19 protein-coding genes and 1 tRNA gene are annotated in these 18,579 nt (G+C 60.8%); 11 read left to right on the forward strand and 9 right to left on the reverse strand.

The annotated features are described in order from the left end of the window. Window positions 1-18 precede the first annotated feature (18 nt). The 5 genes from ACN2XU_RS17885 to ACN2XU_RS17905 all read left to right on the forward strand — a co-directional run bounded on the left by ACN2XU_RS17885 (window position 19) and on the right by ACN2XU_RS17905 (window position 3,592). On the forward strand, window positions 19-555 hold the full coding sequence (locus tag ACN2XU_RS17885; RefSeq protein ID WP_419411825.1) for a hypothetical protein: 537 nt from the start codon (window positions 19-21) through the stop codon (window positions 553-555). After that, window positions 552-962, forward strand: a complete 411-nt coding sequence (locus tag ACN2XU_RS17890) for a hypothetical protein (RefSeq protein WP_419411826.1) — start codon at window positions 552-554, stop codon at window positions 960-962. The genes ACN2XU_RS17885 and ACN2XU_RS17890 overlap by 4 nt, the downstream gene beginning before the upstream one ends. Further along, window positions 962-1,972: a branched-chain amino acid ABC transporter permease gene (locus ACN2XU_RS17895; protein WP_419411827.1), complete on the forward strand. Its 1,011-nt coding sequence runs from the start codon at window positions 962-964 to the stop codon at window positions 1,970-1,972. The genes ACN2XU_RS17890 and ACN2XU_RS17895 overlap by 1 nt, the downstream gene beginning before the upstream one ends. Before the next feature lies 1 nt (window position 1,973). Next, window positions 1,974-3,254, forward strand: coding sequence for a branched-chain amino acid ABC transporter permease (locus tag ACN2XU_RS17900; protein WP_419411828.1), 1,281 nt, complete (start codon window positions 1,974-1,976; stop codon window positions 3,252-3,254). Window positions 3,255-3,358: 104 nt separating this feature from the next. Beyond that, window positions 3,359-3,592 carry a hypothetical protein gene (locus ACN2XU_RS17905; protein WP_419411829.1) on the forward strand — a complete coding sequence of 78 codons (234 nt, stop codon included), beginning with the start codon at window positions 3,359-3,361 and terminating at the stop codon, window positions 3,590-3,592. Between the two features lie 9 nt (window positions 3,593-3,601). On the opposite strand, the gene ACN2XU_RS17910 is transcribed toward ACN2XU_RS17905, so the two are convergent. Then, window positions 3,602-4,222, reverse strand: a complete 621-nt coding sequence (locus tag ACN2XU_RS17910; RefSeq protein WP_419411830.1) for a helix-turn-helix domain-containing protein — start codon at window positions 4,220-4,222, stop codon at window positions 3,602-3,604. A gap of 68 nt (window positions 4,223-4,290) precedes the next feature. Between ACN2XU_RS17910 and ACN2XU_RS17915 the strand changes: the two genes are divergently transcribed. The 3 genes from ACN2XU_RS17915 (at window position 4,291) to ACN2XU_RS17925 (ending at window position 8,140) form a co-directional block, all read left to right on the forward strand. Next, window positions 4,291-5,796, forward strand: coding sequence for a class I adenylate-forming enzyme family protein (locus ACN2XU_RS17915; RefSeq protein ID WP_419411831.1), 1,506 nt, complete (start codon window positions 4,291-4,293; stop codon window positions 5,794-5,796). Between the two features lie 55 nt (window positions 5,797-5,851). Further along, window positions 5,852-6,499, forward strand: a complete 648-nt coding sequence (locus tag ACN2XU_RS17920) for a DsbA family oxidoreductase (protein ID WP_419411832.1) — start codon at window positions 5,852-5,854, stop codon at window positions 6,497-6,499. Between the two features lie 429 nt (window positions 6,500-6,928). After that, entirely contained in the window at window positions 6,929-8,140 is a 1,212-nt protein-coding gene (locus ACN2XU_RS17925; protein WP_419411833.1) for a multidrug effflux MFS transporter, read from the forward strand. Between the two features lie 30 nt (window positions 8,141-8,170). Here ACN2XU_RS17925 and ACN2XU_RS17930 read toward each other — a convergent pair whose 3' ends face one another. Further along, window positions 8,171-9,718 (reverse strand): methyl-accepting chemotaxis protein, encoded by a 1,548-nt coding sequence (locus ACN2XU_RS17930; protein WP_419411834.1) that lies wholly within the window; start codon window positions 9,716-9,718, stop codon window positions 8,171-8,173. A 498-nt stretch (window positions 9,719-10,216) separates the two neighbouring features. On the opposite strand from ACN2XU_RS17930, the gene ACN2XU_RS17935 reads away from it, so the two are divergent. Continuing rightward, on the forward strand, window positions 10,217-11,431 hold the full coding sequence (locus ACN2XU_RS17935; RefSeq protein ID WP_419411835.1) for an NADP-dependent isocitrate dehydrogenase: 1,215 nt from the start codon (window positions 10,217-10,219) through the stop codon (window positions 11,429-11,431). Window positions 11,432-11,567: 136 nt separating this feature from the next. Beyond that, entirely contained in the window at window positions 11,568-12,185 is a 618-nt protein-coding gene (locus ACN2XU_RS17940; RefSeq protein WP_419411836.1) for a YitT family protein, read from the forward strand. A 45-nt stretch (window positions 12,186-12,230) separates the two neighbouring features. Here the strand turns inward: ACN2XU_RS17940 and ACN2XU_RS17945 are convergent, their stop codons facing one another. After that, the gene (locus tag ACN2XU_RS17945; protein ID WP_419411837.1) at window positions 12,231-12,482 is read right to left on the reverse strand and encodes an EF-hand domain-containing protein; all 252 of its coding nucleotides are present in this window, start codon (window positions 12,480-12,482) and stop codon (window positions 12,231-12,233) included. 240 nt (window positions 12,483-12,722) lie between these two features. Between ACN2XU_RS17945 and ACN2XU_RS17950 the strand changes: the two genes are divergently transcribed. Further along, window positions 12,723-13,157 (forward strand): RNA polymerase sigma factor, encoded by a 435-nt coding sequence (locus tag ACN2XU_RS17950; protein ID WP_419411838.1) that lies wholly within the window; start codon window positions 12,723-12,725, stop codon window positions 13,155-13,157. A 239-nt stretch (window positions 13,158-13,396) separates the two neighbouring features. On the opposite strand, the gene ACN2XU_RS17955 is transcribed toward ACN2XU_RS17950, so the two are convergent. From ACN2XU_RS17955 to ACN2XU_RS17980, 6 genes are all read right to left on the reverse strand, one after another. Next, window positions 13,397-14,266: a glycosyltransferase family 2 protein gene (locus tag ACN2XU_RS17955; RefSeq protein ID WP_419411839.1), complete on the reverse strand. Its 870-nt coding sequence runs from the start codon at window positions 14,264-14,266 to the stop codon at window positions 13,397-13,399. Window positions 14,267-14,316: 50 nt separating this feature from the next. Next, window positions 14,317-14,853, reverse strand: a complete 537-nt coding sequence (locus ACN2XU_RS17960; protein ID WP_419411840.1) for a hypothetical protein — start codon at window positions 14,851-14,853, stop codon at window positions 14,317-14,319. After that, window positions 14,850-15,788 (reverse strand): hypothetical protein, encoded by a 939-nt coding sequence (locus ACN2XU_RS17965; protein WP_419411841.1) that lies wholly within the window; start codon window positions 15,786-15,788, stop codon window positions 14,850-14,852. Before ACN2XU_RS17965 ends, ACN2XU_RS17960 begins: the two co-directional genes overlap by 4 nt. Window positions 15,789-16,003: 215 nt before the next feature. After that, window positions 16,004-16,525 carry an acyloxyacyl hydrolase gene (locus tag ACN2XU_RS17970; RefSeq protein ID WP_419411842.1) on the reverse strand — a complete coding sequence of 174 codons (522 nt, stop codon included), beginning with the start codon at window positions 16,523-16,525 and terminating at the stop codon, window positions 16,004-16,006. A gap of 182 nt (window positions 16,526-16,707) precedes the next feature. Continuing rightward, the gene (locus tag ACN2XU_RS17975; protein WP_419411843.1) at window positions 16,708-18,009 is read right to left on the reverse strand and encodes a hypothetical protein; all 1,302 of its coding nucleotides are present in this window, start codon (window positions 18,007-18,009) and stop codon (window positions 16,708-16,710) included. 493 nt (window positions 18,010-18,502) lie between these two features. Further along, window positions 18,503-18,579 (reverse strand) — tRNA-Met (locus ACN2XU_RS17980).

Genomic DNA, 18,579 nt, shown 5'->3' on the forward strand with positions numbered 1-18,579 from the left:
CGTGTGGCGGGGGCGAATGTGAGTATTTGGAAAGAGAAGAAACAGGGGACCGGGGATCATGCGCTCCGGCATTGGGCCGGGGTTGGCGTGCTGGCGCTTTGCCTCGCGGCGGGGGCTGTTTCGGCGCAGGATGACGCCATCACGGATGACATCATCGAAGACGATCCCGGCGATGTGCACGAGGACGGCGCGCTGCCGCAGATGACCGTGGAAACTGCGCCGGTGCAGGCGGACGTGGCGCTGAATTGTGCCTTTGCGACCGAGTGCTATGAGGCGGAGGGCTGCCAGGACAGCGGTTTTGGCTTCCTGCTGGATGGTCATGGCGGCGGTCTCGACCAGGGCACGCTGATGATGGAAGCGGTGATTGCTTCGGACGCGGGCGATGTCTTCATGATGGGCGCGCGCGATGCCGGGGCCTACGTGCTGTCCGGTGGCGGGTTCGACGCGCGGCATATGCTGACCGTCGCGCCGGATGGGGCGGCGCGTTACACGGTGCATTATTCTGATGGTCCGGTGATGGTCTCCTACCTCGGCCAATGTGTGGGGGCGGAATGATGCGCGGAATCGCGGCTGTCCTTGGTCGCAACGGCACGGCAGCGGCTCTGCCCGCGCTGCTGCTGGCACCGCTTCCCATGGCGGCAGAAACCTGGCGCTGCATGCTGCAGAGCCCCTGTGATGAGCGCCGCTGTGATAACACAGAGATCCGCTTCACCATCGATGCGGACCAGTTTGCGCCACCGCTGGACCGGGGTGATCCGCCGCGCCGCAGAGTGACGCAGGTCCGTTTTGGCGAGACGTCGTTCGAGGCCGAGCCGATCATGAGCGGCGAGACGCGCGGTTTCTGGCTGCAGACGGCGGATGGCCGCGCGCGGTTGCTGACGATCCGGGCTGACGGCGCGGCGCTTTATTCCGAAGACCCATCCGGGCAGACATGGCCCGGTCATTGCGAAGGGATCGACTGATGGATCTTCTAAACGCCCTTGTGGCGCTTTCCAACTTCGTGCTGATCCCGGCGATCGCCTATGGCAGCCAACTGGCGCTTGGGGCGCTCGGGGTGACGCTGATCTATGGCATCCTGCGGTTCTCCAACTTTGCCCATGGCGACACCATGGCCTTTGGCACCATGGTGGTGATCCTGTTCACATGGCTGTTCCAGAGCTGGGGCGTCAACCTCGGCCCATTGCCGACCGCCCTTCTTGCCGTGCCCTTCGGGATTGCGGCGACCGCGGTTCTGGTGCTGGCGACGGACCGGGTGGTTTATCGCTTCTACAGGGCGCAAAAGGTAAAGCCGGTGATCCTCGTCATGGTCTCGCTCGGCGTGATGTTCATCTACAACGGTATCACGCGGATCATTCTTGGCCCCGACGATCAACGCTTTGCCGATGGCGAGCGGTTCCTGATCTCGGCGCGGGATTTCAAGGAATGGAGCGGTCTGGAGGAGGGTCTGGCCATCCGCACGACCCAAGGCTTGACCGTGGTGGTCGCGGTGATCGTCGTTGCCCTGCTCTTCTGGTTCCTCAACCGCACACGCACCGGAAAATCCATGCGGGCCTATTCCGACAATGAGGATCTCGCGCTGCTCTCCGGCATAAACCCCGAAAAGGTCGAGCGCGTCACATGGGTGATCGTGGCGGCGCTGGTGACCATCGCGGGCGTGCTGTACGGGCTTGATAAGTCGTACAAACCGTTCACCTATTTCCAGCTCCTGCTGCCGATCTTTGCGGCCGCCATCGTGGGCGGGCTTGGCTCTCCGCTCGGCGCCATCGCGGGCGGCTTTGTCATCGCGTTCAGCGAGGTCGGGATCACCTATGCGTGGAAGAAGGTGCTGGGCCATGCCCTGCCCGAGAGCCTTGAGCCGGACGGGCTCGTGCAGCTGATGTCGACGGACTACAAATTTGCGGTCAGCTTCGTGATCCTCGTGATCGTGCTGCTGTTCAAGCCCACCGGGCTATTCAAAGGGAAGGCGGTGTAAGATGCGGACGGTTTTGCTGTTTGCCCTCGTGGCGGTGCTGATCGTCGGAACCGGCGTTGTGCAGAGCTGGAACGCGGCGCTGCTGATCCTGAACATGGGGTTGGTGAGCGCGGTGATGGCGCTTGGCGTGAACCTGCAGTGGGGCATCGCGGGGCTGTTCAACGTGGGCGTCATGGGCTTTGTGGCGCTCGGTGGGCTGGGTGTCGTGCTGACCTCGACAGCGCCGGTGCCCGAGGCGTGGAGCGCGGGCGGCGTTCGCGTCCTGGCGGCGCTGGCCCTGGGGGCGGCCACGGTTGTCGCGGCGGTGATGACCTGGACCAAGGTCAGGAATGGCTGGATCACGGCGGCGGTGCTGCTTGTCGGCTTTTTCGTGTTCCGATGGATGCTCGACCCCGGCGTCGAGGCGATCGAGGCGATCAACCCGGCGCTGCAGGGCAACCTTGGCGGGCTTGGCCTTCCGGTGCTGATGGCCTGGCCGGTCGGCGGGCTGCTGGCGGCGGGAGCCGCCTGGATCATCGGGAAGACGGCGCTGGGGCTGCGGTCCGATTACCTCGCGATTGCGACGCTGGGCATCGCCGAGATCGTCATTGCGGTGATGAAAAACGAGGACTGGCTGGCGCGCGGCGTGAAGAACGTCATCGGCCTGCCCCGCCCCGTGCCCTACGAGGTGGATCTGCAGAACGATCCCGGTTTCGTGGAGAGTGCGGCGGGCTTTGGTCTCGATCCGACGACGGCGTCGACGCTTTATGTAAAGTTGGGCTATTCGCTGCTGTTTGCGGTGGTGCTGATCGTATTGCTGGTGCTGGCGCAGTTGGCGCTCAACAGCCCCTGGGGCCGGATGATGCGGGCGATCCGCGACAACGAGACCTCGGCGCGGGCGATGGGCAAGGACGTGACCTTCCGCCATTTGCAGGTCTTCATCCTCGGCAGTGCCATTTGCGGCATTGCGGGGGCCATGATGACCACGCTGGACGGGCAGTTGACCCCGTCGAGCTATCAGCCGCTGCGCTATACCTTCCTGATCTGGGTGATGGTGATCGTTGGCGGCTCGGGCAACAACCTCGGCGCCGTGCTGGGCGGTTTCCTGATCTGGTTCCTCTGGGTGCAGGTGGAGCCGATGGGGCAATGGTTGATGGCCACGATCACCTCCGGCATGACCGATGGCTCTGCGATCAAGGCGCATCTGCAGGACAGCGCCCAACACTTGCGGCTGCTGACCATGGGCGTGATCCTGCTGCTGGTGTTGCGGTTCTCGCCGCGGGGGCTGCTGCCGGAACGCTGATTTTCTGAAAACCTGAATGAGAAGGCCGTGGTCCCCGCTGCGGCCTTCATCTTTTTTTCAGGATTCCGTCTCAGCATGGTCCAATGCGAGAAGGAGACGCGTAAATGGTAGAGTCCGAGCCCCAACTGCTGAAGCCTGACGTTCTGGCGCGATTGCGGAGCCGATTTCCCCATCTGGACGAAAGCGCGGTGGCCGATTTTGCCCCCGATCAGACCCGGCTCAGCCGCCATCTGGCAGAGCGGCATGATCTGACCATGCTCGAAGCACATGAGGAGTTGCAGGACTTTCTCGGTCTCGAACGGTTGAGCGCGCATGTGGCACAGGTCGCCAGCCGCTGAAGCCCGGCGTCAGGTCAGCGACGTGACCCAGAGGATATTCGCATCCTCCTCGCTCACCGAAATGACGTTGTGGCCCATGGTGCTGTCGTAATACGCACTGTCGCCACGCTTCATTTCGACCGGTTCGTAAAATTCGGTATAAAGCCGAATTACGCCGGTGAGCACATAGAGAAACTCTTCGCCGTCGTGCCGCACCCAACCGTCGAATTCTTCCATTGATCGAGCCCGCACGCGGGCGCGGTAGGGCAGCATTTTCTTGCGGGTGAGGGTCTCGGCCAGCAATTCATGTTCATAGGTGGCGGTGGCCTGGCTTTGCCCCTCGCCGTCCCGGGTTACGGTCATGCGGCCATTGACTTTTTCCTGCTGTGGCGGCGTAAAAAGCTGTGGGACGGAAATCTCCAGACCCACGGCCAGCTTTTTCAGCGCGTCATAAGTCGGTGACATCTGACCGTTTTCGATCTTCGACAGGGTCGAGCGGGCGAGCCCGGCCTGCCGGGCCGCCTGTTCCAGCGTCCATGCCTTTTCCTTGCGCAGCTCGCGCACCCGTTGACCGAGGTCAAGCGGTTCACCACCGTGTTCGTGGCCCGTGTCACGTGCGATCCGGATCAGGGATTTGGGGTCTTTCGTCATGACCATGTGCTATAGGGTGCGGTCCGCGCCCTTGCAAGCGCGGGCGTGCGGCCCTAAGCCTCGACGGCATGATATCTCTCTTTCATGAGGGGGACTTTGCCCCCTGCCCCAAGCCCTTCAACCTGGCAGCGCATGTGCTGGCTGCAGGCGCTGAAACGCCGGACAAGATCGCGCTTGCGATTGTTCATCCCACGGGGGCGGAGCGATGGTCCTATGCCCGGTTGATCGCGGCCGTGCGTGGTACGGCGACAGGGCTTTTGGACGCCGGGCTGAAACCGGGCGATGTCCTTCTGATGCGGCTGGGCAATACCGTTGATTTTCCGATAGCCTATCTCGGCGCAATTGCCGCCGGAATCGTGCCCGTTCCGACCTCCTCGCAGCTGACCGCGCGCGAAGTGACCAAAATCATCGACCATTTGACCCCGAAAGCCATCCTGCGCGGCGATGGCGTCCCCTGTCCCGAGACCGATGTTCCGATCTTTGGTCCGCAGATTTACGAAGCCTGGCACGGGTTGCCGCCCGCTGCCTATGCCCTCGGCGACCCCGAGCGGCTGGCCTATATTGTCTACACCTCCGGCACATCAGGGACGCCGCGCGCCGTTGGCCATGCGCATCGCGCGATCTGGGCCCGGCAGATGATGATCGACGGCTGGTACGCCTTGCGCTCAACCGATCGCTTGTTGCATGCGGGCGCGTTCAACTGGACCTTCACCCTGGGGACCGGCCTCATGGACCCCTGGACCCTGGGAGCAACCGCGTTGATCCCCGCCGCAGGCACCGATCCGGCACAGCTCGGCCTCCTGCTCAAACGCAATGATGCCACGATTTTCGCAGCCGCCCCGGGTGTTTACCGGCAGATCCTGAAGTTCCCCATGGCACCCCTTCCGAAGCTGCGACACGGATTGGCCGCGGGCGAGAAGCTGCCCGATACGGTCCGCGAGGCCTGGCGCGCGGCCACAGGCGGCGCCATTTTCGAAGCCTATGGTATGTCCGAATGCTCGACCTTCATCTCTTCGGCGCCAAGCCGCCCTTTCAGGCACGGCACCTTGGGCACGCCGCAAAACGGTCGCCACATCGCGCTGGTTGACGAGACCGGCACCCCCGTCCCAATCGGCACCGAAGGGGTGATCGCAGTGCATCGCAGTGATCCGGGACTGATGATCGGCTATGTGGGCGCGCCGGAAGCAACCGCAGGCAAGTTCGCGGGCGACTGGTTTCTGAGCGGCGACAAAGGGGTGATGGAGGACGATGGCCAGATCCGTTATCTCGGACGGGCGGACGACATGATGAATGCGGGTGGCTATCGCGTCTCGCCACTGGAGGTCGAGGCGGCCCTGGCCGATCTGCCCGGCGTGCAGGACATCGCGGTGACCGACGTGCAGGTCAAGGAGGGCGTCACGGTGATCGCCGCGTTTTACTGCAGCCCCGAGCCGCTCGATGAGGACGCGCTCAAGGCCGCTGCCGCGGAACGTCTCGCCCGCTACAAACAGCCCCGCGCCTATATCCATGTGGAGGCCTTGCCGCGCAATCCGAACGGAAAACTGCAACGCCAGAGGTTGAAAGACCGCTTCTGACGCCCTCGCCATTCCTGTCGGTATTGGCTATAGCGAGGTCATGAAAGAGGTGCCCATGATCCAGCTTGATATTTTCTCTGACCCGATTTGCCCTTGGTGCTATATCGGCAAGGCCAATCTCGACAGGGCGCTGGAGGCCAATCCCATGCATCCGTTTCGGGTGCGCTGGCTGCCGTTCATGCTGAACCCGGATATGCCAAGCGAGGGCATGGACCGGCGGAGTTATCTCGAAACCAAGTTCGGCGGGCAGCAAGGTGCAGTTGACGCCTACTTGCCGGTGACGCAACACGCAGAAAAGGCCGGGTTGAAGATCAACCTTGACGCGATCAAGACGACTCCATCGACCGTTGACGCGCATCGCCTGATCCATTGGGCCGAGGTCGAAGGCATGCAGACGGCCGTGGTTTCTGCGCTGTTCCGCGCTTATTTCGTCGATGGCCGCGACATTGGCGAAGCCGAAGTTCTTGCCGATATTGCCGACAGCTGCGGCATGGACGCTGCCTTGGTGCTTCGTCTCTTGGCCACCGATGAGGATCGCCGCGAAATCGTCGAACGCGATGCGGCCGCCCGCGGTATGGGCGTGAATTCTGTCCCGACCTTCATCGTCGGACAACAACACGCGGTGCCGGGCGCGCAGTCGCCAGAGCTTTGGAACCAAGTCATCCAGGAACTTCTGGCCGGTGAGGCCCAAGCGGAGACATGAACTGCGTCAGGCTCGTGACGCGGAATTGCCCGCACCTGTTGATCGTTCCTTGCAGAACATCTTTGTTCGCAGGGTCAAGGGCTGAATACGGCTCGACAGATATTTCCTCACTGAAGGTAAGGGCCTGGTCAACCTCATGATGTTGCCGTCGCCATTCAGAAATCCGGATTATGTGCCAGGCTCAAACGTGAGGGACACACCGCATGGCTGATCGCGCGAGCGGGCGAAGACGAGACGGCCACCAAAACGGGCAGCGCGCCAAATCCTGAAAACGTTCAGACGTGGGTCCACTGCGCGCCGTGATATATCTGCGCTGTAGCGGCCTCCCATTTGTGCATTTACGAACCTTTCCTTTTTCAGTCTGCCGGGTGTAAACGGGGCACCATAGCCGGGACCTGCCGGTCAATTCTACGAATTCCCGAGGACGACATGGCCAATTTCCCGAGTAAGGGCGAATTCATCGCGATTATCGCGATGATAATAGCAACCATCGCATTTGCGATTGACGCAATGTTGCCCGCGTTGCCACAGCTCGTCGAGGAGTTTTCACCCGATGCGCCAAACCGGGCACAGTTGGTTGTAACGATGTTTGTACTTGGGATGGGCGTCGGTACGTTGTTCACCGGACCATTATCCGACGCGTTCGGACGAAAACCTGTCCTGATTGCGGGAGCGGGGCTCTATATGGCCTCTGCCGCAGCAGCGCTTTGGGCTCATAATCTCGAATTTCTGCTGGTGGCACGATTCCTGCAGGGGCTGGGCGCGGCCGGTCCCCGCGTTGTCGCATTGGCCATTGTGCGGGATCTATATGCCGGGCGCGGCATGGCGCAGATCATGTCCTTCGTGATGATCGTGTTCACGCTGGTCCCGGCGATTGCGCCATTGATCGGCAGCCAGCTTGTTGCGATTGGCGGATGGCACGCGGTGTTCCTCGCCTTTGCCGTATTCAGCCTGATCGTTACAGGTTGGCTCGGGGTTCGGCTCCCCGAAACCCTGCCGGTTGAGCGGCGGACCGATTTTGAGGTCGGAAAGCTTCGCGCGGCTCTGTCCGAGTTGCTGACCCATCCCATCGTGCGCATGTCCATCATTGCGCAGGCTTTCTGCTTTGGCATCCTGTTTTCGATGATCTCGACGGTTCAGCCTATCTATGACGGCTTTTTTGGCCGGGCCGAGAGTTTTCCGCTTTGGTTTGGTGGTATCGCCATCGCGGCGAGTTCCGCGAGTTTTCTGAACGCCGCGCTCGTGATGCGGCTCGGGATGCGGCTGCTTGTGACGGTCATGCTCAGCGTTCAGGTGCTGCTGACTGGCGGGATACTCGTTCTCATTGCGGTCGGCGTTTCGGGCGATGCGCTGTTTTATGGATTTGTCGTCTGGCAAACCGGGGTCTTCTTTCAAGCGGGTCTGACCTTGGGCAATCTCAACGCTTTGGCAATGGAGCCGATGGGCCATATCGCGGGCCTCGCCGCATCGGTCATCGGCGCCCTTGCGACAGTGGGCGCTGTGCTTTTGGCCGTTCCGGTGAGCTTGATGTTCGATGGTACGCCCCTGCCCGTGGCAATCGGGATTTTGCTGCAGGTCCTTGGAGCGCTGATTGCGATGCGGCGTCTGAACCGGGCTGAAACCGCGATATCTGCCGTTTGACACGGCAGATATCCTTTCGTTTTTGGGTGTTCAGACCTGTTTGGCTTTTGGCTGGCCCATGCTCAGGCTGGAAACCTCGAACTCTTTCATCAGATCTGAGAGTTCCGCCGCATGGCTGCGCAGGCGCAATCCCGAGCTTGCCATTTCCGCGCTTTGGCCAATGATCTTTTGAGCTTCGGAATCCAAGCCTGACATCTGCTGCGACAGGCTGGCCATCTCCTCGGCCCGGTTGTCGGCGTCCACCTGAATCTCTTCGATCAGAGTGTTCACTTCATTGACGTGCTGCACGATCATCGAAAGACGGTTGCCCGCATCATGGACAAGCCGGGCACCCGACGCGACCTCTTCTTCGGAACTGGAAATCAGCTCCTTCACGCCGCGCGCCGCTTCGGCGGTCCGTTGTGACAGGGCCTGCACCTCGCCCGCCACAACGGCAAATCCACGGCCAGAGGTGCCCGCGCGGGCGGCTTCGACACCGGCGTTGAGGGCAAGCAAGTTCGTCTGGAACGCAATGTCGTCGATGAGGTCCATAATATTGCCGACCTCGCCCGAGCTTTTCTCGATCCGCTCCATGGCCGCGACCGCCTGTTTGGTGATCTCGCCGCCCTGGTCCGCCTCGTTCCGGGCCGTGGCGACCCGTTCCGCCGCCCGCTTGGCATGTGCGGCGGCTTCGCCAAGACGCGCGCTGAGCTTTTCGACTTGCTCCGATTGAGTGCCGAGGCCGGTCGCCTGCGACTGCGTGTCCATTTCCAGGCTCTTGATCAGGTCGGCCAACAGCCGCGCTTCGCAGTCAAAGCTCTGGGCCATGTCGAGTGCCTTGCCCAACGTGGTGTCAAGCTGTTCGACCGCAAGATTGAAATCCGAGCGCAGGTCTTCGAACGCTTCGGGAATATCGTCGACGATCCGGCAATCGAGGCTGCGCTCTGACAGTCTGTGCAGATTGGCCCGCAGGATCACAATGGCCTGCTCTGCTTCCGCCATCATGGTGCGCGCTTTGCTTTCGGCAATCTCCGCGCGATGCGATTGATCCGCGAGCGATTCCGATTGGTTGGTGATCTGGGTGACCATGCGGTTGTCACGGAGCATCGAGATGGCCAGCACGCCGGTTTCAAAGACGACAAGCGTGCCGTGGAGCGCCGTCCGCATCAGGTTTTCACTCAGGTCCGCAGACGGGTAAACCATGGCGGGCATGAACACGGTCAATCCCAGGTGATGGGCCGCAGTCACGCCGGCGCCGACAAGCATCGCGCGAATGCTGCCCATGGTGGAGATCCCGGCCAGCATGACGAAATACACCATATGTGTGTCGATCTGCCAGGCGTGGCCACGGAAAGATGCGGTCATGACGATAACCTGACCGATCAGGCAAATCGCCACGATGTCCGGCGAAAACCGGGATTGACGCCGCAGAGCGAGGGTTGCGATTGCCGCAAGTACCGCCGTTGCAACGCTGTCGAGGTAACTCCGCTCCTCGATCAGGGCATCCGACAGGATCTGGATGACCACCATGATGAAGGCAAGGCCAAGGACCGCTTTGCCAGTGTTCGTCTTGGACGAACGATTTTCGTGACTGCTCATGTTTTTTCTTCTCCACAGAACGCCGCGAGACGCTGCCCGTCCCTCACCGCCCAGGCGCCAAGGCGCATTAATCGCTCCCTCGGATCCGGGTCTTCAAAGGTGGCAAGAGCGCCGAACGGGGCTTGAGTTGGCCCGATCAATTGCCCGCCACCCAGTTCAGCCAGACGCGCGGCCCCGGGTCCCCAAGGCGCCGCAATGATCAGAACGGGCGTACCCGCACTGCTGACAAATGGTCCAAAGACGCCCTGAACGGCCCAGAACCCCGCCAAAAGCAGCGCGGCCAGCCCCATAGCCAAATCCAATGCATCTTCTCGAACATGTCTCATGCGAGGCTGTATAGGACCGACGATGTTTCGAAACCGTTAGCTTCAGCTTCAGGATTCAGAGCTATTACTTAAAAAGCGACGCTCATCGGTATACCGGTGCATACAAAATTGAGACTTGCCAGGAAATGCGATAGACCGGCGACAGACTGCCAGCCACCCAGAGGAACAGGCGATGACGAAAATCAAGGTCGACAATCCGATAGTCGAAATGGACGGTGATGAAATGACCCGCATCATGTGGGATTTTATCAAGAAAAAGCTGATCGAGCCCTATTTGGACATCGACCTGCTGTATTACGATCTGGGCATAGAGGAGCGCGATCGGACGGAAGATCAGATCACGATCGACGCCGCGGAAAAAACCAAAGAGGTCGGTGTTGCGGTCAAATGCGCAACGATCACACCGGACGAAGCGCGGGTCGAGGAATTCGGCCTCAAGAAGATGTGGCGCAGTCCGAACGGCACGATCCGGAACATCCTCGGCGGGGTCGTGTTTCGTCAGCCGATCATCTGCCGCAACGTACCGCGCCTGGTGCCCGGCTGGACCGACCCGATTGTGGTGGGGCGTCATGCCTTTGGCGATCAGTACAAAGCAACGGATTTCACCTTTCCCGGCAAGGGTAAGCTGACGATGAAATTCGAAGGCGAGGATGGCACGGTGATCGAACGCGAGGTTTATGATGCGCCGGATGCCGGTGTCTTCATGGGCATGTACAACCTTGATGCCTCGATCCGCGATTTCGCCCGCGCCTCGTTGAACTACGGTCTGAATATCGGCTGGCCGGTCTATCTTTCGACCAAGAACACCATCCTCAAGGCCTATGACGGGCGTTTCAAGGATCTGTTCGAAGAGATCTACGAGGCTGAATTTGCTAATAAATTCAAAGAGGCAGGCATCTGGTACGAGCACCGTCTGATTGATGACATGGTGGCCTGCGCGCTGAAGTGGAACGGCAAGTTCGTCTGGGCCTGCAAGAACTACGACGGCGATGTGCAATCCGACACCGTGGCGCAGGGATTTGGCTCACTGGGTATGATGGCCAGCCAGCTGATGACCCCCGATGGCAAGATTGTGGAGGCCGAAGCCGCCCATGGCACGGTCACGCGCCACTATCGCCAGCATCAGAAGGGCGAAGCCACGTCGACCAACTCGATCGCGTCGATCTATGCCTGGACCGGTGGGCTGAAGCATCGGGCCAAGCTCGATGAAAACGTCGCGCTGCGGGCCTTTGCCGAGACGCTGGAGCGCGTGGTGGTCGAGACGGTGGAATCGGGGCACATGACAAAGGATCTGGCGCTGCTGGTCGGACCAGATCAGAGCTGGTTGACCACCATGGGCTTTCTCGAAAAGGTCGATACCAATCTGAACAAGGCGCTGAACGGCTGAGGCCTTGGGGGCGCCGGGGGCACCCTGCCCCGCCCCCTTGTCGATGTGCTGAATTTGCAGGCAAAGCGGTGTGCGCGCGCGGCAGGATCCCGTCAACCGCTTGCCATGCCCGGCGCTGCGGCGGAATGCTGGCGCCATGATCCTGCTCGCGCGCCCCAAACCCGACAGCCATACCCCCTGGGAAGACGTCCAGGGCATATTGATCGGTGCGACCCTGGTCGCCCTGTCGATCCAGTTTCTGCGCGCCAGCGAGTTGATCACCGGGCAGATCGCCGGCCTTGCCCTGATCGTCTCCTACCCCACCGGATGGCCGTTTGGGGCGGTATTTTTCGTTCTGAACCTGCCGTTCTACGTGCTCGCCGTGCGGCAGCTTGGCTGGCAGTTTGCCATCAAGAACTTTGTTGCGGTGGCACTGATGTCATCAATTGCGGAAAGCCTGCCGCTGGTTTTGACCGTGCAACCGGTGCATCCGATCCTTGGGGCGAGTCTCTTTGGATTGCTGGCGGGGGTCGGCCTGCTCTCTTTGTTCCGGCATGGCGCGTCGCTGGGCGGAGTCGGGATCGTCGCGCTCTGGCTGCAGGATCAACGCGGAATCGCGGCGGGCAACACGCAATTGGCCTTTGATTTATGTGTCTTCGTGGGGGCGCTTTTTCTGTTCGATTGGCTGACGGTGGCCTGGTCCCTGCTTGGGGCGGTGATCCTGAATGTGATCATCACGATCAACCATCGGCGAGACCGCTACATCGCGCATTGAAACGCCGCCCCCGGCGGGGATCACTCCGGAGGCGGCAGGAGGGGTTTATCCCTCGGATGTGGGCAAAAGGCCGGCTTCGCTCGCGGCGGCGAGTTCGTCCGCGTTCAGAAGACCATCGCCATCGGAGTCCATTTCGAGAAACTGCTCGGTGCTGATGTCGCTGTGCACGGCCTGCATCTCTTCGATCGACACAAGGCCGTCGCCGCTGGTGTCCAGAGACATGGAATCCTGCGCTTGGGCCATTGCGGCGGGCAACAGGGCAATCACGGCAAGGGCCTTGAGCGGTGCGTGGGTCATGGTTTTCTCTCCTTGGTTATGGTTTGCATCGCGGGGTTTTGCCCCCGTGCAAAGGGTATGAGAGCCGAGCGCGCATCTGCGTCCCGAGCGCTTGCGACACGGGCGGTGGATTGCCCATGCACCCGCCCGGCGTGCGCGGCGCCCCGCCCAAAAAGCGCCGTGGCGCGGCATAGGCGGAAAGGCCCCGTCTGGTCGGGGATTTTTTCGCGGCGCACTCTGCGCGCCATGGAACAGGAAACCTTGACCCGATTGCGTGCCCGCGCGGCACGGCTTGGCCACACGGGGGCCAACGGAGAGGATCTGGTGCAGGAGGTGCTCTTGCGCTTCCTTGAACGCCGGGAGGCCGGGGCGCAGGTAGATGCGCCCCTGCCCTATATGATGACGGCCCTGCGCCATGCCTCACAGCATCGCCATGCGCAGGGGCGTCGACAGGTCCCGCTGGAGGATCTGCCGGAGAGGTCGGTGCCCGATGCGGAAGCGGCTTGTCTTCTGACGGAAGTGTCGCGAGCCATCGACAGCTTGCCAGAGGCGGACCGGGCACTGCTCCGCCGTGTTCTGGAGGGAGAGACCAGGCCCTGCGAGCTGGCGCAGCATTTCGGCGTTCCCGAGGGGACAATCATGTCGCGGCTGGCGCGCGCGCGGCAACGGCTTCGCGCCCTGCTGGAGGCTGATTAGACGGGATTGGATCGAAACGATGGCCCTGGCTGATCCCTTTGATCAGCCAGGGCATCCGCACCGGCAACCTCGCCGCGAACCCGATCAGGGGCCGGCGAACAGCGCATCTGTGCCAGGATTTCTTGTGAAGAGGCCGCGCGCCCCTTTTGCGCAAACGCCCGCGCCATGATCAGACTGCAAACCGGCCGGGAAGTCGGTAACAAGGAAATCGTGGGGCGAGCCGCTCTTGCCGTAGAGCCTCAGCCCTGCGCGCCGAAACGCGGCGGCAATTCCGTGCGGTACGGCAGTTTCAGGGCGCGTGTCTTGACGATACACCCCTTTTCCAAGCGTGCCGGCTTGACCGAAAGCGTGGCGTATGCGCCCGCTTCCGCCTCATCCCACGGCAGGAATTTCTTGGCGGAAAAGGTATCGTGGAAGGACCGCGCATCGGCGGCCGCCTCTTTCCAGCCGGAGCCCGGCACTCCCGGCTCTTCGGCACCGCCGACGGCCATGCGCACCGCGTTTCCCGCGTCCAGCACCGATGAATTGGCGTATTTGAGATGTGCAAGGTACAGCCCGCGCGGCATGACAAAGGGAAAGGTCTCAAGCCGCCGCGGGGCCACGCGCACGCCGTGCAACAGGAAATCCATCGGGCGCCGCGCCGCTATCGCTTTGGAATAATGGCCGGAAAAGGCAATGTTGCGACGCTCGGAGAGCACGGGCGCATCGGTCAGTGGCGCCGCACCCTCAACCTCGACCACATCGAACCCAAGCGCGGTGAGCACCGGGGCATCAGCATTGGCGGCAATAGCCTCCGTCAGCGACGCGTAACGATCCGGGTCGAAGCAGATCAGCTCATCGGCATCAGTGCGGATCACCCAATCAAAGCTTTCGCAAAGGCCGGCATGAAACCCGTTGAGCAGCGCCGCGCGGCTGCGGTCGAAAAAGGCAAAGCCGTCGCGCGGAATGGTGATGACCGAAGCGCCGGGGCAACGCTTTGCGATCTCGGGATCTGCCCCGTGCGCGACGACGAACAGGTTTTCGGCGCCAAGCTGCGCCGCATGATGTGTGTACCACCGGGACAGCGCCCAGTAGTCGCGGTAAACCATCGTCAGCGCACAGATTTTCATGGCATCTTCCTCGCCCAAGAGGTGCCGCAGGGGCGCCGGGCTGTCAAGCGTCAGCGGGTTTGCAGCCGTGTCACGATCTCAAGGAGCCGCAATTCAATCGCACGGAATCGTTGGAGTGCCTCGACATCCGGGCGTCCGGTGCTGATCATTGCGCTGTCGCGCACCACCACGCTGTGACTGCAATCGGGGACAGTCAGAGTTATGAAACTGCCAAGCCCATCTTCATGGGGCGGGATCGGCAACGCCCCGTTTGCGCCGGGCGGCGGCCGCCGAAGGTCTGCCTTGATCGTCGTCCATGACAGAGAGAGGAACCCTTGCTCTTGCACCATCCAGTCGATCAGTGCCTGAAGCGCCTCGCGCGATATCTGCGTTTCAAGCATGGCATCATAGAGCGGCACAAAGATCTGACCATTGGACAGGATGCGCAGCAATCGGCGGTCTCCTGCGCTCTCTCCATAGGCGACAGTCAGGCCAAGCACGTCCGTGACCGGTTCAGCCGGTGGCAAGTTGCAATCACCAGAGGCAAAAGCCGCAACGGGGGCAAAACCCAATGCGGCTTTCAGGACAAATGTGTAAAGGGCGCTCAAGCGGCCCGTGTCTTGCGCCGCGAAACACCCGCCAGACCGGCCAGCGCCGTCAGGCTCAGCAGCATGCCAGCCGGAAGCGGCACCGGCGCGATGCCATGCGTTATGGTGGTGGTATAACCAAGGTCAGCAAAGCTCGCGATTGTGGTAGCGGACAGCGTCGACGCCGCGAAGGGGGCATCCGCCTTTGTCCCGGACACGCTGTTGATGATTCCTGTCATGATATCTCGCGAACCACCGACGAAATTGGCCTCGTCCCAATGTCCGTTTGCCGTTCCCGGACCATAGTCCAGCTCAACCGGGACCGACGTGGCGGACAATCCGAATTCCGCATTATACGCGGCCAGGCCATAGGCCCCGGTGTATTGCCCCGATCCATTGGTATAGACGCTCTGCGTTCCCGAAAAGCCGGCGAGACTGTTGGTGTTCCACAGCGTACCAAACCCAAGAACATGCCCCATTTCATGCACGATCACGTCCAGAAACGTCCCGCTGGCTTCCATGCCGGGAAGGTCGTTCGTGTCGAAAGTCATCGTACCGGTGTTGACATAAGCATACGACAGCGTTCCGTCCGACACGTTGTAGGCAGTGTTTGGTCCGGCAGACGCCAGAACGCCCCCGATCCCGTCACCTGCCGCGCCTTTGGCTTTGATGGTCGGGCCGGTGTAAAGATTGGTGCCATCAGCCGTGAACGCGATTTGATAGCCGGTGATCATGGTCTCCCAGAAAAATTCCGCGGCGGAAAAGACCGCTTTCTGGCTCGTTGTCAGACCACCTTCGAATTCGACCTTTATATCGAACACAGAAGAAGAAAAGCTTGCCTTGGGAGAAATCGAGGCCTCGGCAGGCGCGGTGACCAGGGCCGACGCAGGCAGGGCCAGCACTGCCGCCGCAAGTCCGACACCGACAACCATGATTTTACTTTTTCTGTTTGCCATCGGTCTGCTCCTGCCTCGGCTTGATACGGTCATTCAAGACAAACCAAACGCGCACCTGAAAAACGCTAACGATGATGACCTTTATTCAGAACTATTGCCCGCCGCCGCGTTCAAAATCCACAAAAAACTAATAATTCGTTAATGTTTATGGCCCGGATCGAGCCGCGCTCGGAGGGATCCGGGCCATGGGTCGCAACGCGAACCGACGATCGCGTTTAGCGCGTCGGGACGCTGACGCGAAACTGGACCGTCTCGATGCCGGGGTTGTTGTCGTAAATCCCGGCGTTCGAGCGGTGGTCATAGCTCAACCCAAACCGCCAGCCCTTCCGGTTCTCATAGCCAAGTTCAAGACCCGAGCGGAATTCGATCGGACCGCCGAGGTCAAACCCACCGTTATCAAAATAGAGGCCCGGCATGGCGTGGAGTTCGGCGTAGAGCGGGCTGCCCTGCGGCTGAATCTTGTAGGTCTGGCCAAAACCAAACCAGGTTTCGCCATGCTCCCCCACCGACAGACCGACGGCATGTCCAAAAGGACCGCGCTTGTGACCGAGATCGTAGCGAAGATAGACCTCCGAAGCTTCGCCCGCGCGGCGTTCCAGAACACTACCAGCGGAAATCGCGAAATGCGGGGTGGTCTCGGTCCGCCCCAAACAGCCAACCTCGGTGCCACAATAATTGCGGCTCATGTCCGTCAGACCAAGAATGAGCATCAATACTGCGAATGTTCCGTCTGCCATGGTCTTCGGTCCCGTTCTTAAGGCCTGATGGCCGCTGCGTCATGCATCTTGCATGGCCCATAACCTGTGCGGAGTCCAGAGAGCGCGCCCGTCATCCGGCCGCTGTTGCCGCCGGTCTACAGACGACCTGCGCCAAGGCGCTTCAACCCTGGGCTTTATCTGCATAATCCGGATCAGCCGCTTCAGTCAGCAGCCCGCACAACGGCATCCAAAAGAGCCTCAAGCCGGGCCAGGCGCGCATCCTGCTCCGCATTGCGCGCGCGCTCCTCGGCCAGCTCAGCCCGCAGACCCGCACTTTCGTCATGCAAATCAGCAATATAGAGATGTGCCTTCTCAAGCTCATTCAGCATCCCGCCTGTCATTGCGGTAAGATTGAAGGGGCCGTTCTCCGGCGTTGGACCAACATTGGGAAGGTGTTTGTATTCTCGCATCATGGCGGCTTGCTCGGGAATGCTGGGCAGAGGGTAATCCGCGTCAAAGACCCGGTCACAGCCTGCCGAACAGGACCCCGCAGTAAAAAGGTTTCCAAGGATCGTCATATCGCCAGTCCGCGATAGGGCCATTTGCACGCCTCCGTCGGAATGGTTAATCAAAAAGCGGTTGGGAGAATTGTTTTCGTGTACGAAATACCACTCGGACATGGCAGCGGTGTTGGCCAATGTGAAATAGGAGCCGCCGTTGTTCACCATACTGAACATCTCGCGAACACCCGCGGGGCTGCCTGCCGAGTTCTGTACGGTTATTTGCGCTGTGCCATCGCTGCGCACGACGTGAAACGGCACGGTGGGATTGCCAGTGCCAACGCCTATGTCGCCGGTATCTTCCACGACCAACGCGTCATCCGGCGCTCTGTCATCAATTATGAAAGGAATCGTATCAGAATCGGAGTCCCGAACGAAAAGACTGGTTTCGTTCCCGATCACTTCCCAGCGCTGGTTTCCGAGTCCACCCGCTTGCTCAAGCATGATCCCGGGGCTGTCGGATCCCACAAAGTGCAAACTGTTCTGCGGAAGAGATGTGCCAAATCCGACCCGGCCCGTATCTTTGAGCCAGAACGCAGCACTCGGGGCCCCCCCTTCGATGGTGAACGGTGTGACCTCCGCATCGTCAGTCCAATCCGTCCCTTCGTCGACAATCACGAACTTTTCGGACCCAGCGGCTCCCTCCGCGCCGATCCGCCAATCCCGGTCTGCAAAAGACGACGTGCTCGTGTCCTCAAAAATGATCGCCGCGGTCGTCCACTTCAGTTTCAATGGCGGATTGCCGAGCCCGTTCGATTCGCTGTTCGTGCAGCTGTTGCCGAAACACGCGCTCCCATTGAACGAAGACATACCGCTGTCGAAAAAGTTGCTTGATGCCCCGTTCTGCGTGATTCTGCCCGAAAGGGTCAGATCGCTTCCCGACAGCGCCTGCGCTTCAGCACAGGATGCTTCCACCCAAACCGCCAAGGCGGATATCATGCTCACCGTAATAAAGTGTCTCATTGAAAATTCCTTTGGGTCGTTTGAACGCGCCATCCGCACATCGTGGCCTGACCGCCTGTCCCACCAGCGTCTTTTTGTTGAGGTCTTCAAACAGACGTTTGCACTGGCCATCGTCAATATGGGTCAAACACGGTTGGTCGATCAAGAGTTGTATGACGGGCGTGAATCGTCCGCTCGCCCTCACGTCCGAATGACCAGGCGATTGGTGATCTGGAGGAAACACTTGGCCGCCGTTGCGAAAGGCGCATCTGGAGCATGTTACGGCGTTTCGATCCGGTCCGGAACGTGGCGCCCGGAATCTGGTCCAAGATTGCTTCTTCGACTGTCTTCTGTCGCGACGCTTTGCCTGTTCGTGACAGAAGGAAAGGTATGGGTATTGTTTCGCACAATGCAAAAACGCCTCCCGGAGCGGATTACGATATGTTTGGATTTTTGAGCTTTGCGGAGATCAAAAAGGCCGCTACCCGGTTGGGTGCGGCCTGTTCTGTAGATTTGGTTGCGGGAGTAGGATTTGAACCTACGACCTTCAGGTTATGAGCCTGACGAGCTACCGGGCTGCTCCATCCCGCG

The sequence above is a fragment of the Pacificoceanicola niger genome, from assembly GCF_048553275.1.
GTDB lineage: Bacteria > Pseudomonadota > Alphaproteobacteria > Rhodobacterales > Rhodobacteraceae > Pacificoceanicola.